This is a genomic window from Sphingobacterium sp. GW821-FHT03E03 (assembly GCF_059420745.1).
On the sequence record NZ_JBWKUH010000016.1, the window covers coordinates 17440 to 33171 of the forward strand.

The following is a 15732-nucleotide window of genomic DNA, read 5'->3' on the forward strand; positions in this document are numbered from 1 at the left end:
ATTTCACCTTAGAAGTTATCCTGTTATCCAAATCAAAAATTTTGTGGTAATTTTGCGGCATGAGTTCAGAAAGAAGAGTAAGAGTGCGATTTGCACCGAGTCCTACTGGTGGTCTGCACCTTGGAGGCGTACGTACAGCTTTGTTTAATTTTCTCTATGCACGTCAGCATCAGGGAGATTTTATTTTACGTGTCGAGGATACGGATCAAACTCGTTTTGTCCCAGGAGCCGAGGAGTATATCAACGAATGTTTAGCTTGGTGTGGCCTGACTCCAGATGAAAGTCCGTTGCAAGGTGGTCAATATGGCCCTTACCGTCAAAGTGAACGAAAACCGTCTTACCGCAAATATGCTGAACAGTTGATCGCGAATGGTTACGCTTATTATGCGTTTGATACAGCAGAGGAATTGGAAGAGCAACGGAAGCTACAACCTAACTTCCGCTATAGCCATGAAAATAGGTTGAAATTGCGTAATTCTTTGAGCCTGAGTGAGACCGAAACTCAACAATTATTGGAGGCGGGAACACCGCATACAATCCGAATAAAGATTCCAACGGATGAAACGTTGTCTTTCACAGATATGATCCGTGGGAAAGTCGCTTTTGATACCAATCTTGTCGATGATAAGGTTTTGCTTAAAGCAGATGGAATGCCAACATATCACTTAGCCGTGGTTGTGGATGATAAGGCGATGGAGATCTCGCATGTTTTCCGTGGTGAAGAATGGTTGCCTTCTGCGCCGATTCATATTCTATTGTGGGAATACCTGGGATGGGCGGATAGTATGCCACAATGGGCACATCTCCCGTTAATCCTTAAGCCTGATGGTAATGGAAAATTAAGTAAACGTGATGGAGACCGTCTAGGATTCCCTGTATATGCCATGAATTGGACGGATGCCAAGTCTGGCGATACAACCAAAGGGTTCCGTGAGATGGGATTCTTGCCAGAAGCTTTTGTCAATATGCTTGGTGTATTGGGCTGGAATGATGGTACAGAACAAGAACTATTCTCTTTGGAGGAGTTAACCCAGAAATTCAGTGTCGATCGCATCAGCAAAGCTGGAGCAAAATTTGATTTTGAGAAGGCAAAATGGTTCAATCACGAATGGATTAAACGTTCTTCAAGCGATTCTTTATTGCCTCAGATCAAGGATGTATTGACTCACCATCAGGTAGCAGCTGAAGAGAGTTATGTAAACCGTGTCCTGACAGCCGTCAAAGAGCGTTTAACCTTTGTTGAGGATTTCTGGACCCAAGCTTCTTTCTTTTTTGTACAACCCGTTGAATACGATCTGAATGCGGTAAAACCAAAATGGTCTGTTGAAAAGACAGTATTCTTTGAAAATATGATGACATCATTTGAAAGATTTACGGAATGGAAAGCGGCGGAGCTTGAGTCATTCTTTAAAGAAGCAATTCAAAATTCGGGAATGAAGATGGGGGAATTGATGATGCCATTCCGGATTATGCTGGTAGGCGGTAAATTTGGCCCTGATGTATTCCAAATTGTTGAGTTACTTGGTCAAGGCGAAGTCATTGAACGTATAAAGAAAGCACTTCAAGAATTTGACGCTTAAACACTAATATATAAGAAAAAAAGCTGTTGCAACCTATTGCAACAGCTTTTTTTATAGGTATGGAATTCTCAATCGCATGAACAGTGCTTTAGCCGGGGCAAATAGAAAAATGATCAGCGTGATGAATGCCCCCAATATCCCTAGATAGGTAAATATCTCCATATTACTGATCAGAGATGCCTGTTGACTAAGTGTTGCATGGAGGCTTTTGCTGGCGAGATTAATTGCCAATTGATCACTGGATGTCCCCACGTATTTTTCGACCAAAGCGCTCCAATAGGCGACAGTGATCGGACTGGCCGTATTTAAGTGCTGTTCGATCTGGATGAAATGTTTTTGATTTAAGGTGTAAGTGATGTTCTGAATCAACGCAAAACCAATATTGGTACTCCAGAATCTAACGGACGTGCCCATTAAACCTGCATTGCCCGCATGATGTGGAGCAACCCCTGTTATAATATAGATCACAAGTGGCGTAAAGAGCCAGCCTTGTCCGATTCCCTGAATAAATAGTGGTAGGCCAATAACCCAAACTGTGGTATCGGGATAGAACGTGGGGACAAACAAAAAGCAGGATGTGGTCAACAGCAGGAACCCCAGTCCGAAAATGTATTTCGGTGATACATCGCGCAATAACAGTATGCCTGAGCCACCTACTCCCACTATGGTCCCCAATACATTAATGTATTGGATGTCGATAATGTAATGCCAGGGCCACCGCCAAACATTGGACATGACAGTGTAGGCATTATTGAGACTGCTCCGGATCAGATAAAATAGAAAAAATAGGATAACGCCAAAAATAACGTTCTTATAACTCAAAATTTCAAAATGAAACAGTGGTCGTCTTACGAGATATTGTTTGATCACAAAAAGCGCCCCGAAAATTAGGAAAAGTGCGAGATTAATTGTGATTGTGCTATGTTCGAACCAATAATATTTACGGCCATAGATCAATACATATGCACCACAGCTTAACGAAAGCAGTAGAAAGAGACAGCTGACCAGATCCAATTGATAAAGTGGAAATTTTCGGCTTAATCTGTTGTTATTCAGGAGAAGCAAAGCAATCGCAACGACCATCAAATGCCAATAGAGCACAACATGGATCATATCCTCCCAACCATAATCCATAATACTTTCTTTTAAGAGGGATGTTGTTATTGTTCCGCCTGTTAGCATAAAAGTATACAAGAAGAAATAGGCAATGGTACGGCTTTTGGAATGTCTGATCTGCATCATCAGCAAGGGAAGAAAACAGGCGCCTTCAAGTACACAGAAAATACCCTCAATCACTCGGAGCACGGCAATGAGGAAGGGATCTCTGGTCATAGAAATGGCTAATAAAATAAGGATGGATACTGTACAGGTCAGCAGGATATATGTCCTTACCCGAAAGAAGGCAAATAGCCGTTGAAATATCAATAGCGCTACGACAATAGCACCATACATCAACGAAAGAAAATACTGAATATCTTCTATTTCGATCGCTAATGTGGAAGCTGTAAAAGCTGTATTGGAATGAAAAAGGGACATTAACATAAGATGCGGAAACATGGCCAAAATCATCATAGGAAGTTTAATCCATTCGGGCACCCACTTATAATATAAAGATGTGTTTGAACTCATGAATAATTAAGATTGGTGGGCTGCATGAACCACAACATTCATTCCAGCACGTAGTTTTGTTAGATCCTGCTGTGGAGAGAATATAATTTTGATCGGTATGCGCTGTTCGATTTTAACGAAGTTTCCGGTTGCGTTATCCTGAGGTATGGCCGAAAATTTAGACCCCGAGGCTGGAGAAAAAGAATGAATGATGCCTTTGAGATGTAAATTTGGAAAGGCATCTACTTGTATATTCACCTCGGTACCTTCGGCGAGATTCGCTAGTTGGGTCTCTCTAAAATTCGCATTTATCCATTTCTCTTCGCTGACAACATTGACTAAAGTTTGTCCTTCTTTAACAAATTGTCCGGGTTGGATTGTTCTTTTCCCAACAAAACCGTCGTAAGGTGCAGTCACTATCGTATAGGAAAGGAAGACCTCAGCGTTGTTTTTTGCAGCTTTTTTGATATCAATATTTGCTCTGGCAGGTAGCTCGTTGGCTTTTTCTTTGCTTGTATTTAATTGTGCAGCGTTGTATTCTTCCTGTATGGCATTGAGTTGCGCCAAAGAAATTTCATATACAGCCTTGGCGTTATCGTATTGTTGTTTGGCCACAGCATCTGCTTCAAACAAATTTTTAAATCGTCTATAATCTTGTTCCGTTTGCCATACACTCACTTTGGCAGCTTCTAATTTTGCTTTTTGGACAGAAATACTATTGGCGGTGACATTTGTGCTTTTGACAATCACTTCGGCATTCCGCTGACTACTTCGAAGTTCGGCATTCGCCATATCTACTTTGGTCTGATACTCGCTGGCATCGATGAGCAATAAGGTGTCACCACGATGTACATATTGATTTTCTTCAAATCTGACTTCTTTCACAAAGCCCGCTATTCGACTTGCAACTGGTGTAACATACTGATCTATCTGTGCATCGTTTGTCGTTACGTGCTGACTAGTAAATAGTAGATGTCTACCCAAAATGCCGATCCCTACAAGCAGTACGATCGCGGCAAATACAACTAAAACTTTATTAAATCCCTTTGTTTTATCTTTATTTTCTTCTTTACCCATTATTGTTTTTATGAATATTTAATTGCTTTTTCATCCATTCTCCAGATGATCTACCCGTTAAGGTATGGGTGATTTGCATCTAAGGTTTCAACCAGCAATTTCCAAAATAGGATGACAAATTGTTCTTGAATCGAGACTGCCCTGATACGCTCATAGGATACTTCTGTAAGCAAGGAGTGAAACTGTGTACAAAGATACTGCTGTAGATGGGAGTTGGTTTTGTATAGTCGGACGGATATTTGTTCATTTGCGCCAGATTGCAAAAAAATGTAATTTTAAATTATGGAACAGGAACAACTAGGGGCTATTGATGACGATCAATACGACTTTTATGTGTGTCATACACATGTAGATCGGATTGATCCCCGTGAATATATACATCGGAAAGCACGTTTACTTTATGCGGATGGTAGTATTATACATATATTTACTGCCACGAAACATTGGTATTTGCCGGGGCGGTTTTACATGTGGATTCCCGCCAATACTCCATATCATCTGGAAAGTTCCAGTTCTCATATTCACTTGTATAGCTTTTACTTTAAAGAACAGGAGGAAGTTCACCCGGTTCTGTTGGATCCCAATATATTTTTAAGCAATGACCTGATGCGTGAGATGTTTTTGTTTGCGAAGAATTGGGAAGGGGGGATCAGTAGAAAGACCAGCTATTCAAGGTATTGTTTACTCAGGGCGATGATGGCTATTATTCCGGAGATGAGTCGGCCGATAGATGCATTTCCTATGCAACATCCTTATCCTAAAAGCGAAAAGCTTCGGCGTATCGCTCGATATTTAAACATGCATATTGATCAAGCCTTTACTATCGAACAAGTGGCGGCGCAGTTTGGAATGAGCAGTAGATCCCTTTCACGACTTTTTAAGGAAGACATGGGCATCAGCTATATCCGGTTTTTAAGAGCTATACGCATTGCAAAAGCTTTGGAGCTGATGGCTGAAAATACCTATTCTATCCTAGAAATCGCTATGCGGATTGGCTACAACGAATTATCATCTTTCAGTAACATCTTTAAGCGTGTAACGGGTATTCGTCCTTCGGTTTATATGTCGAAAATTAATGAATACAAGAATTGATTGCTTTAGATTATGCCAAAAGCTCGTGCAAATCTTCCTGAGAAAGTGATTTTATAAAACTTTCTTCTGTTGTAATGAGGCTTTGTGCAATGGATTTCTTGCGGTTCTGTAGCGCCAATATTTTCTCCTCTACGGTGTCCTTACTGATAAATTTATAGATAAATACATTCCGTGTCTGTCCAATACGATGTGAACGGTCAACGGCTTGTTGTTCTACCGCAGGATTCCACCATGGATCTAGTATAAAGACATAATCCGCTTCAATCAGGTTGAGCCCTACACCACCAGCTTTGATCGATATTAAGAACAATTTGGTGTTATTGTTTTTGCGGAATTGACTCACCGCTTCATCGCGGTTTTTGGTGCCTCCATCCAGGTAGGCATAGTTTGTCCCTTTCTTATCAAAATATTGCCTGAAGATATTGAGCTGTTTGACAAACTGGGAGAAAATAAGAACCTTATTTCCTCGTTGCATCACCATTTCAAGGGTCTCAATGACGGCGTCAAATTTTCCCGAATCACCCAAAAAGTCCTCGTCGACCATTCTAGGGTGATTGGCGAGCTGGCGAAGTTTGGTCAGTCCCTGTAATAGTGCAATCTGCGTTGATTTTGGTTTGTTGTCTAATTGTCCATCAAGAATGGCATTGCGATACTCAGATTTGACCTTCTCATAAAGTTCCGATTGTTTATCGGTCATTTCACAATAGAGCACTTGTTCTGTTTTGGGCGGCAGTTCCTTTGCGACCTGATCTTTTGTACGTCTTAGAATGAAAGGTTTGACAATCGCCTGAAGGCGTTGCGCTTTTTCTTCATCCTTTTTCTTTTCAATGGGCTGTACAAACTCTTTTTGAAAGTAGGTGTAACTTCCCAATAAACCGGGATTGGTAAAGTGCATTTGTGCCCAAAGATCAGAAACAGAGTTTTCTACGGGTGTTCCGCTTAAAGCCAGTTTATTTTTGCTCTTCAGACTTTTTATGGCCTTAAAGGATTTTGATGTCGGATTTTTAATATTCTGGCTTTCATCCAAGATGATATAATTAAAATAGAAGCTATTCAATATATCTTCATCAATACGTGCAATGCCGTAGGTGGTGATAATTAGATCGTATTTGGAGAACAGTGAGGCATCTTTGATGCGATTGTTTCCCGTGTGCAGATGGATTTTGAGCTGGGGAGCAAATTGATGTGCTTCTTTCTGCCAGTTGTAAACAAGTGACGTCGGTAATACCAGGAGTGATGTATGTATTTCCTGCTGATCGACAATCTGTTCTTTTTGTTGTTGCAATAAGGCTAAGGTTTGTATGGTTTTACCCAATCCCATGTCATCTGCGAGACAGCCCCCAAATTTATATTGTTTCAGAAAGTTGAACCAGTTATATCCTGCTTTCTGATAAGGCCGGAGATTACCTTTGAAGTGCTTTGGCTCCGGAATATCTTCAATTTCTTCGAATGTAGCAAGATTTTGCAATTTACGATTGAAAACCAATTTGGTGTGTTCGCTGATCTCAAAGAGAAGGCCGATATGAACTTTGTTTAATTTAAGCTCATGTCTGTCGGCAGAAAACTGAAAGAGGTGATTGTATTGTGCAAACCATTCTTCGGGGATCATGGCGATTTCACCATTTGGCAGGGTAAATTCTTTGATATTGTTTAGAATATGATTTCTTAACTGAATAAAAGGAATTTCGTAGGGGCCGAATTTAGCGATAGCGCTGATATCGAACCAGTCATTATCCTCATCAATAGCGATGTCCAATGAGGTATGTCCGATGAAAAAGCGTTTTTGTTCACTGTTTTGTATAATTTGAAATCCCAGGGTCTTTATTTGTTCCTGATGATTATTTATCCAATCAAATATTGAAATGCGTTTTCCGGATTGAATAGATGGCGCTAGTAATCCAAGTTGGCGATCCAGATCCTCAAGGCCCAGGGCTTTAAGATTCTCCTGCTGTTGTTCCTCCCATTGTAAAGATCGTTTGACCCGATGGAAGATATACTGGTCCTTCTCCTCATTATACTCCATTCGGACGGTCACTTTATTTTCCGCCCCTGCGGTGAATGTGTGGGGACCATATTTGAATTGCAGCTGTAATTGCGAAGCTCCATCTTCAACGTAGATCAAATGAAGTAAAGGGATTGCTTGGTGTTGATGTGTCTGTATTTCAAAACCCTCGGCATAAACATGGTAGCGTTCGATCAATCCACAGACAAAAGTTTCAAAATATTTTTTTTCGGTACTTCTTCCAACAGAAATGTATCGTTTATTGAGAAAGGGACTCAATTTTTTTCCTTCCAGGGCCTGATCAAAATAGTATAGTGTATTGTTTAAAATTAGCCATGCCTGTGCATTGGTTAATACAATGGCATTTTTAAACATAAACTCCAAGCGCTGGTTTTCGTACTTTATAGTTGGGAAGTAACGTGTTTCTTCTTCGGTTCGGCGAAAGTGAAATAAGATAGAGGCCGCTGATGTTGCGCGTTTAATTTCCTGATCTGCTGGATAACCATCTTTACTCATCATGAAAAGAGGTTTATCTCCGATAGACTCAAAGAATTGAATCATCTTTTCATCAATCTTTGGGCGTAACAGGTCATAGAGTTTTTTGTCAAAAACTTTAGAGAAAAAGTCTACAGGTCTAATTGCTTTTTTATAGTACTTTTTGATGAGGTTGGTCTGTTCGATATCGTCGAGCAGTCGAATGAGCTTGTAGTCTACCTCATCCAATTCTGCAGCATAGGCATCTACAGTATTGCTAAATATACGTTGATATCGTAATGAGTAAGTCCCATTGGGATTGAGTTTGACCATGTGTGGCTCAATGAGATAGCCAAGATAGGGATGCTCACAGATAGAATAAACGATTTTATATACTGGAAATGACTTTGACTGTTGCATTAAAAATAGCGGACCTTGTAAATAAAGGTATCTAATATACAATAAAATATACCATTAATCACAATTTGCCGGACGAAAATTAAAAAAATATAGCTAGCTGAAGTTGTGTATAAAAGTTCAGGTAAATATAGAGAGCCTATTTATACACTTGAACGTATCAATGGGCAATATCTCTATCTAATGATTAAAAAATGCCTTCAAAAACAAATTGTGCTGGGCCTTTGAGGAAGACATCTGTAAAATTGTGTCCGTCTTTATGAAAGGAGACATAGAGTTGGCCGCCCAATACGCGAATTGGAATATTGATATCGCCTTGAAGATCTGCTTGTAGCGCCACAGCCATCGCTGCTGCAGTAGCACCTGTGCCACAGGCATAAGTTTCGTCTTCTACACCACGCTCAAATGTGCGGAGGAAATAACCATCTTCTTCTTTTTCTATAAAATTGACGTTGATACCTTCTTTGGCATAGGTCGCGTTGTTGCGGATCGAAAAGCCGTCCTGAAAAACATTTTTCTCTTTCAGGTTTGTAACGAAGGAAACATAATGGGGGGAGCCGGTCTGCAAGATGTAAGCATCGTCGTCGCGACCAAATTCGCTGACATCAATCATTTGTAGATTGACGAGCTCGGGTGATAAGGAAGCATGATGTATACCGTCTACTGCCAAAAAGGCAGTTTTGTCAGTGATAATCCCTAAGTCATGTGCAAATGCCACGATACAACGTCCGCCATTGCCACACATGCTGCCCTCGCGTCCATCTGCATTGTAATAGATCATCTCAAAGTCGTAATTTTCTTTGTTTTGGAGCAGCATAAGCCCATCTGCACCAATACCAAATCTGCGGTCACAAAGGCTTTTGACCAGTGCTTCATCTGCACGGTTAAATGAATTGTTGCGATTGTCCACTAAAATGAAATCATTTCCCGCTCCTTGATATTTTGAAAATCTTACTTTCGATGCCATTATGTTGATTTGTAGTAACAAAAATACGTTTTTTTGTTACAAAAATCCGGCAGAAAGTTAAGATTTGTTAAAATTATTGCATTTGTCTAGCAATTAACATTTTTTAACGTGTCGGATTTTCCGAAGGCCTTGAAATGGTATTACATTTGAACATATCCGAATAAAATCGGTAATTTTAAGAGCAAAAATTATCAGCTTATATTAAGACAATTTAAAATATAGATAAGTTTATGAATAAGGTCGGTTTAACGCTATTAACAGCTGTTTTCGGTGGAGCAGTAGCATTAGGTGGTTACAAGCTTATTGAGAATAAGAAATTAGATGGCATGTCTTTCGAAGAGAAACAGAAAGTTTATTTTGCCAATAATCCTACAGGTGTGATGTCTTCCACAGGTAATCCTGATTTTACACAAGCTTCTGCTGCGGTAGCTCCAGGTGTGGTACATATTAAGACAACATATAGTAGAAAGGGTTCCCAACAATCGCAGGGATCTCCTTTTGATATGTTTGAAGAATTTTTCGGTATGCCGCAGGGTGGTGGACGCCGTCAGATGCAGGCACAGCCAGTTCAGGCATCGGGATCAGGTGTTATTATTTCGGATGACGGTTACATCGTTACCAATAACCACGTGGTGGAGGATGCGGATAAGATCGAGGTGGTACTGACAGACAAACGTACATTTGAAGCAAAATTGATCGGACGTGATCCCAATACGGATATTGCATTATTGAAAGTTGCAGGCAAAGGTCTTCCGGTTGTAAAAATGGGTAATTCGGATAATGTCAATGTTGGTGAATGGGTATTGGCGTTTGGTTACCCCCTTGGTTTACAGTCTACAGTGACGGCGGGTATTGTCAGTGCAACAGGTCGCGATATTGGTATCTTAAGAGAGGGGCAACAGCAACGCGGTAATCCTTTTGGAGGTGGTGCGGAGCAACCACTTGCGAGCTCGGCTATCGAATCTTTTATACAGACAGATGCCGTTATCAACAAAGGGAACAGTGGAGGAGCGTTAACAAATGCTTCGGGCGAATTAATAGGTATCAACTCAGCGATTGCGTCACCAACTGGAGTGTATGCCGGTTACGGATTTGCGATTCCGGTTAATTTGGTGAAAAAAATTGCGGATGATTTTGTTGAATTTGGTAATGTAAAACGTGGTTATATTGGTGTTAGTTATGTGCCTATAACCTCAGAATTGGCCAAAGAAAAAGGTATTACAGAGATTAATGGTTTATATGTGGAGGATGCGGTCACTGGTGGAGCCGCTGAAGCTGCAGGTATTAAAAAAGGGGACATCTTAACGAAGGTCAATGGTAAGGTGATTACGGGTTCCCCTGTACTAAGTGAAACTATCGGTCGCTTACGTCCGGGTGATAAAGTGAATATTACCTACAAGCGTGAGGGTAAGGAAAAACAAGTTTCCTTGACATTGAAAGGTGAAGAATCGCTTAAATCAGCTTCTGGTGCGAGTGGAAAAGCTTCGAAAAGCGCAACTGAAATCTACAACAAATTAGGAGCAAGCTTTATTCCTGCCTCTGCAGCGAAGAAAAAAGAATTGGGTGTAAACTCTGGTGTTGTGGTGACACAAGTAAACCGCGGTGGTATATTTGATTACTTCGGTGTCGAAAGAGGTTTAGTAATTACAGAAATTAATGGAAAAGCTGTCAATAGTGTTGATGATGTAGAATCTGCATTGGGTGCCACTCAGCGTAATATTGTACGCTTAAAAGGTGTGTCTCCGCAAGGTGGTGCAGTTCAACTCAGCTTCCCAGTAGAATATTAAAAATTGAATTAAGAATTGGTTGATTAATATAGTTTAGGTGGTTCTAACCGTAAGGTTAGGCCACCTTTTTTATTAGAGGGTATCGTTTGTCTTAGGGCCCAGCAAGATCTTTAAATATTTGATGCATTTGTCACGGGAAAATACTGCCCACAAGGATATGGTCACGGAGATTTTGGTACATGATATCATCGCCTATTGTGCGCACTGTCATAAACCTTTGTGTGAATGCTTGAATGCATGAAAATTTAATTGAAAATACCAGGATCTTGGGAATCGTCCGGATGCTCCGATTGTAACCGGAAAGTACGATTTCATCAGGGTTGTTTCTTTAATAGTTTAAGTTTAGTTATTTTGTGCAATAATGTTGAGAGAAACTGGTCCTGCTTGGAAAAATGAGATGGAACATGTTTATGATTTATAGTTACATATGTATGCTCATGGAAGTTTAAAGGGCTTTTCGGCGGGCAATTAAAATGCGATCTGTCCGAACGTTGATAGCAATGGAGATATTCCTTATCTATTGCTCTTTATGGTTACATAGCTTTTAAAAAAAGTATTTCGATGAAAATTTTAATGGTCTGTTTGGGAAATATCTGTCGTTCGCCATTGGCACATGGGATATTGAAGCAAAAAGTAAAAGATAAACAATTAAACTGGGTTGTAGAATCTGCTGGCACAGGTGACTGGCATATTGGTGAGGCGCCCGACCGAAGGGCAATTGCGATTGCAAAGAAATATGGGGTCGATATCTCCGGACAACGGGCGAGACACTTCCATCCTGCATTTTTTAATGAATATGATCTTATTTTTGTCATGGACCGTCAGAATTTTGAGGATGTCTGTGCACAGGCGGAAAACAAAGATGATTTGGAGAAGGTACAATTGTTTTTAGATGATGATATCGTTCCTGATCCGTATTTTGATGACAATTTGTTTGACCCCGTTTTTCAGATGATTGACAAGCGTTGTACGGAGGTGATCGCAAAGGTATCCCTATCCTCGTAAATGACATTGATATTATCTGAATATCGTGAATTAATTCCTAATTTTCGATGGTCAAAAATTCCAAAGGAGAGGAAGACTTTGGAGATCTCGGTGAATAATGTTTAAAAAAAGGATAATAAGATAAGCCAACACAGGTGAACTTGTCTTTTTTGTTTAAAGAAAAAAAATGAAAGCAGCAGAAGTAAACAAGAAGTGGAGCACCTTGCAGGGTGAAATAGCTTCTTTATTTGATATGGAAAAACCTGACATCAAGGTGTGTTTATTCCTTATTGGTGTGCAGGAATTGGGGAAAGGTCCACAGACTTTCTCAAAGCGACAAAAAGAGGAGTTGATGCATATCGCAACATGTCGTTTGTTCAGTGCAATGGGATTCTATACCCTAAAGGGGCTGGATGAAGAAGGATGGCCGCACTGGGAACTAATAAAACCCATTCCTAACTACACCTTATTGGAGCAGGAACTTATTATGAAGTCCTTGATTATTGATTATTTTGAAGAGTTAAACGTCATCTAAAGTATGAGATTTTTAAAAGTTTGTTTAGTAACAGTATTTTGTTTTTTGCAGATAATGGCATTTGCAGCTAAACCGGAGTATAAATATGTTCAGATTGTTACCGACAAGGGAACCTGTGTATTACGCTTGTATAATGCAACAGCAAAACATCGGGATAACTTTGTGAAATTAGCAAAAAGCAAATATTATGATGCTACCCTGTTCCATCGGGTTATTCAGAATTTTATGATACAGGGTGGTGACCCAGATTCAAGAAACGCGGTTGGTGGAGCTCAGCTAGGCAATGGAGGTCCCGGTTATACCATTCCTTCGGAAATCCAGGATGGACTATTCCACAAGAAGGGGACAATAGGTGCCGCCCGGGACAATAATCCTGCGAAAGCATCTTCTGGCTCTCAATTCTACCTTGTTCAGGGCAAAGTATTCACCCCCGAAGATCTCAGCCGCTTAGAACAGACACGGATGAACGGCAAGAAATTTTCTGAAGCGCAACGTCAGGCCTATACAACAGTAGGTGGAGCTCCACATCTAGACTGGAACTATACGGTATTTGGTGAATTGGTTCAGGGAATAGAAATTATCGACCAGATTGCGGGGGTGAAGACCGACAAACATGATCGACCGGAAGTAGATCAAAAAATGAGCATGCACGTGTTGACCAGACGTGAAGCACTTAATCTGGAACGCGAGCTGAAAGGGCTGAAGCCTCAAACAGGTTTCTTTACCAAGATAGGTGATTTATTCTCATCTAAAGATTATTAAAAGGTGTAAAGTTTCAAATCTAATATCTCAATACTCATATCTAAACAAATGAAAATAGTAACCTATAATGTGAATGGTTTGCGGGCCGCTTTAAAGAAAGATTGGTTAGGCTGGTTGAAAAATGTGAATGCAGATGTCATATGTCTTCAAGAGATTAAAGCCACTCCTGATCAAATTCCGGAGGTTGCCTTGCTGGAAGAAATGGGTTATGAGCATTACTGGTATCCGGCACAGAAAAAGGGGTATAGTGGAGTGGCCATCTTCAGCAAAATTACTCCCACACATGTCGAATATGGTTGTGGTCATGAAGACTATGATTTTGAAGGGCGTATCATTCGTGCTGATTTTGATAAGGTGTCGGTGATGAGTACTTATTTCCCTTCCGGAACAACAGGAGATGTTCGGCAGGATTTTAAATATCGTTTTTTGGATGATTTCCAGTTATATAGCAATAAGTTGTTGATTGAAAAACCTAATTTGGTTGTATGTGGCGACTATAATATCTGTCATCGCGCTATTGATATCCATAATCCTAAATCGAATGCAAACTCTTCGGGATTTCTGCCGGAAGAACGCGAATGGATGGAAAACTTTATCAACTCGGGATACATTGACTCTTTCCGTCATTTGAATCCAGAACCGCATAACTATACTTGGTGGAGCTATCGTGCCGGTGCACGTACCCGAAATCTGGGTTGGCGTATCGATTATAATATGGTGTCAAAACCGTTAGAGACGCAGATCAGATCTTCACAGATTTTAGCAAATGCGGTTCATTCGGACCATTGTCCGGTTCTGTTAGAACTGGATGTGTAGATAAGAGTGATCTCGTGAAAAAATATGCTGTCAAAAAAATAAAAGAGAAACCCCTAAGTATTGGATATTTGAAAATCGGTGGCAGGGGATATGAATGAATTTAAAGAAAAACAGGGGTATCCGAACATTTTTGGATACCCCTGTTTTTATGGAAATGGTATGTTGATCAATCCATTTAAATGCAGCTCGACTGTTTAGTCGATCCGGTGTCTCAATAGCTGTTATATTTAAACCCGACTATGGATGATGGAGAGTTGTTGCGCAACCTTCTCCGCAATCGTCAGAAATGATTTTGTTACAGGATCTTCTTGATCTATTGCGACAGGGAAACCATTGTCTCCAGCATCAGAAATCCCTTTAAGCAATGGTATTTCACCAAGGAATGGTACTTTATATTCTTCGGCTAAACGTTTTCCACCATCTTTGCCAAAGATATAATATTTGTTATCAGGCAGTTCTGCCGGTGTAAAATAAGCCATGTTTTCAACAACTCCCAAGAGTGGAATATTGATACTGTCCATTAAAAACATGCCGATTCCTTTGACAGCATCGGCTAGCGCTACCTGCTGCGGTGTGGTGACAATAACCGCTCCGGCGATTGGAAAAGTCTGTGATACCGTGATATGGATGTCACCGGTTCCCGGTGGCATATCGACAACAAGATAATCCAGTTCACCCCAATTGGCATCATTAAAAAGTTGTTTGATGGCCGAGGTGGTCATAGGACCACGCCATGGGATAGGTTGATTAGGATCCGTAAAAAAACCTATGGAAAGTAATTTTAGACCAAATTTTTCAAGTGGTTCAATTTTAACCTGACCGTCTGGCATCTCAACAGATCCGGGTTTGGCTCCTTCCAAACCGAACATAATCGGTAGTGATGGGCCATAGATATCGGCGTCCAATAGACCTGTTTTTGCTCCCTTGGCATGAAGTGCAAGGGCCAAGTTCGCAGCGACTGTTGATTTTCCAACACCGCCCTTACCTGATGAAACCAGAATGATGTTTTTAATCCCTGAAACCTGAGCGCCCTGTTTACCGACTACATTGGAAGTCATGTTGATCTGAACATCAAGATTTTTATCAATAAAATGTGCTATGGCGTTGCGGCAAGCATGCTCTATATGGTCTTTTAGTGGACAGGCGGGGGTAGTCAATATGACATCGAAGGCAATTTTTTGGTCTTCGATCTGAATATTTTGAATCATATTCAATGTTACAAGATCCTTTTTTAAATCGGGCTCTTCAACATAGGATAATGCATTTAATATTTGTTCTTTGGTAACCATCTATTATTCATTTGAAATCATGGAATACAAAACTACTCATTGCCGATCAATTTCATGTCATTTGTTTGTTTTTAATGGAATTTAGATCGTTGTAATTGTTCCCTGTTTATGACGTAAGGATTGTCCAAAAACACTGAACAAATCCTTGAAGACTCTATAGCGTGGTATAGTGAATGCGCTGGGATAACTTTTGAAGGAGACTGTTTTTCTATTGTTCAGAAAATCGCCTGATAATCTTGTCTTCATTCTAATCGGAGTTTTAGATAAGCTGTGCTTCGGATGGTTTCCGGGTAATTATAATTGTATATAAAGGCAAATTTATCTAAGTTTGACTATTGATAT

Annotated in this window: 13 protein-coding genes; 7 read left to right on the forward strand and 6 right to left on the reverse strand. The window is 40.3% G+C overall.

The window, feature by feature from the left end; genetic code table 11:
* Positions 1 to 59: 59 nt before the first annotated feature.
* The gene (gene gltX / locus AC07UV_RS17005; protein ID WP_282251861.1) at positions 60 to 1580 is read left to right on the forward strand and encodes a glutamate--tRNA ligase; all 1521 of its coding nucleotides are present in this window, start codon (positions 60 to 62) and stop codon (positions 1578 to 1580) included.
* 51 nt (positions 1581 to 1631) lie between these two features.
* Here gltX and AC07UV_RS17010 read toward each other — a convergent pair whose 3' ends face one another.
* A complete protein-coding gene (locus tag AC07UV_RS17010; protein ID WP_495184597.1) occupies positions 1632 to 3209 on the reverse strand; it encodes an MFS transporter in 1578 nt (525 codons plus the stop codon).
* Between the two features lie 6 nt (positions 3210 to 3215).
* Positions 3216 to 4265, reverse strand: coding sequence for an HlyD family secretion protein (locus AC07UV_RS17015; RefSeq protein ID WP_495184598.1), 1050 nt, complete (start codon positions 4263 to 4265; stop codon positions 3216 to 3218).
* 282 nt (positions 4266 to 4547) lie between these two features.
* On the opposite strand from AC07UV_RS17015, the gene AC07UV_RS17020 reads away from it, so the two are divergent.
* The gene (locus AC07UV_RS17020; RefSeq protein ID WP_495184599.1) at positions 4548 to 5357 is read left to right on the forward strand and encodes a helix-turn-helix transcriptional regulator; all 810 of its coding nucleotides are present in this window, start codon (positions 4548 to 4550) and stop codon (positions 5355 to 5357) included.
* Between the two features lie 10 nt (positions 5358 to 5367).
* Here AC07UV_RS17020 and AC07UV_RS17025 read toward each other — a convergent pair whose 3' ends face one another.
* Together AC07UV_RS17025 and dapF are read right to left on the reverse strand one after the other, a co-directional pair.
* Positions 5368 to 8253: a DEAD/DEAH box helicase gene (locus tag AC07UV_RS17025; protein WP_282251869.1), complete on the reverse strand. Its 2886-nt coding sequence runs from the start codon at positions 8251 to 8253 to the stop codon at positions 5368 to 5370.
* A 184-nt stretch (positions 8254 to 8437) separates the two neighbouring features.
* Entirely contained in the window at positions 8438 to 9217 is a 780-nt protein-coding gene (dapF, locus tag AC07UV_RS17030; RefSeq protein ID WP_282251871.1) for a diaminopimelate epimerase, read from the reverse strand.
* Between the two features lie 230 nt (positions 9218 to 9447).
* Between dapF and AC07UV_RS17035 the strand changes: the two genes are divergently transcribed.
* The 5 genes from AC07UV_RS17035 (at position 9448) to AC07UV_RS17055 (ending at position 14101) form a co-directional block, all read left to right on the forward strand.
* A complete protein-coding gene (locus AC07UV_RS17035) occupies positions 9448 to 11004 on the forward strand; it encodes a Do family serine endopeptidase (RefSeq protein ID WP_282251873.1) in 1557 nt (518 codons plus the stop codon).
* A gap of 561 nt (positions 11005 to 11565) precedes the next feature.
* Positions 11566 to 12009, forward strand: a complete 444-nt coding sequence (locus tag AC07UV_RS17040; protein ID WP_495184600.1) for a low molecular weight protein-tyrosine-phosphatase — start codon at positions 11566 to 11568, stop codon at positions 12007 to 12009.
* A 166-nt stretch (positions 12010 to 12175) separates the two neighbouring features.
* A complete protein-coding gene (locus AC07UV_RS17045) occupies positions 12176 to 12523 on the forward strand; it encodes a hypothetical protein (RefSeq protein ID WP_282251878.1) in 348 nt (115 codons plus the stop codon).
* Positions 12524 to 12526: 3 nt separating this feature from the next.
* On the forward strand, positions 12527 to 13285 hold the full coding sequence (locus AC07UV_RS17050) for a peptidylprolyl isomerase (RefSeq protein ID WP_495184601.1): 759 nt from the start codon (positions 12527 to 12529) through the stop codon (positions 13283 to 13285).
* Positions 13286 to 13333: 48 nt separating this feature from the next.
* Positions 13334 to 14101, forward strand: coding sequence for an exodeoxyribonuclease III (locus AC07UV_RS17055; RefSeq protein ID WP_495184602.1), 768 nt, complete (start codon positions 13334 to 13336; stop codon positions 14099 to 14101).
* Between the two features lie 227 nt (positions 14102 to 14328).
* On the opposite strand, the gene AC07UV_RS17060 is transcribed toward AC07UV_RS17055, so the two are convergent.
* Together AC07UV_RS17060 and AC07UV_RS17065 are read right to left on the reverse strand one after the other, a co-directional pair.
* On the reverse strand, positions 14329 to 15390 hold the full coding sequence (locus AC07UV_RS17060) for an Mrp/NBP35 family ATP-binding protein (RefSeq protein ID WP_282251881.1): 1062 nt from the start codon (positions 15388 to 15390) through the stop codon (positions 14329 to 14331).
* Between the two features lie 81 nt (positions 15391 to 15471).
* On the reverse strand, positions 15472 to 15636 hold the full coding sequence (locus AC07UV_RS17065; RefSeq protein WP_495184603.1) for a hypothetical protein: 165 nt from the start codon (positions 15634 to 15636) through the stop codon (positions 15472 to 15474).
* Positions 15637 to 15732: the final 96 nt, after the last annotated feature.

Excerpts from the sequence above, each read along its gene's own strand:
- AC07UV_RS17025 (WP_282251869.1), bottom strand. The coding sequence starts at position 8,253 with ATGCAACAGTCAAAGTCATTTCCAGTATATAAAATCGTTTATTCTATC.
- AC07UV_RS17050 (WP_495184601.1), top strand. The coding sequence starts at position 12,527 with ATGAGATTTTTAAAAGTTTGTTTAGTAACAGTATTTTGTTTTTTGCAG.
- AC07UV_RS17060 (WP_282251881.1), bottom strand. The coding sequence starts at position 15,390 with ATGGTTACCAAAGAACAAATATTAAATGCATTATCCTATGTTGAAGAG.
- AC07UV_RS17015 (WP_495184598.1), bottom strand. The coding sequence starts at position 4,265 with ATGGGTAAAGAAGAAAATAAAGATAAAACAAAGGGATTTAATAAAGTT.
- dapF (WP_282251871.1), bottom strand. The coding sequence starts at position 9,217 with ATGGCATCGAAAGTAAGATTTTCAAAATATCAAGGAGCGGGAAATGAT.
- AC07UV_RS17065 (WP_495184603.1), bottom strand. The coding sequence starts at position 15,636 with ATGAAGACAAGATTATCAGGCGATTTTCTGAACAATAGAAAAACAGTC.
- AC07UV_RS17020 (WP_495184599.1), top strand. The coding sequence starts at position 4,548 with ATGGAACAGGAACAACTAGGGGCTATTGATGACGATCAATACGACTTT.
- AC07UV_RS17010 (WP_495184597.1), bottom strand. The coding sequence starts at position 3,209 with ATGAGTTCAAACACATCTTTATATTATAAGTGGGTGCCCGAATGGATT.
- AC07UV_RS17035 (WP_282251873.1), top strand. The coding sequence starts at position 9,448 with ATGAATAAGGTCGGTTTAACGCTATTAACAGCTGTTTTCGGTGGAGCA.
- gltX (WP_282251861.1), top strand. The coding sequence starts at position 60 with ATGAGTTCAGAAAGAAGAGTAAGAGTGCGATTTGCACCGAGTCCTACT.
- AC07UV_RS17040 (WP_495184600.1), top strand. The coding sequence starts at position 11,566 with ATGAAAATTTTAATGGTCTGTTTGGGAAATATCTGTCGTTCGCCATTG.
- AC07UV_RS17055 (WP_495184602.1), top strand. The coding sequence starts at position 13,334 with ATGAAAATAGTAACCTATAATGTGAATGGTTTGCGGGCCGCTTTAAAG.
- AC07UV_RS17045 (WP_282251878.1), top strand. The coding sequence starts at position 12,176 with ATGAAAGCAGCAGAAGTAAACAAGAAGTGGAGCACCTTGCAGGGTGAA.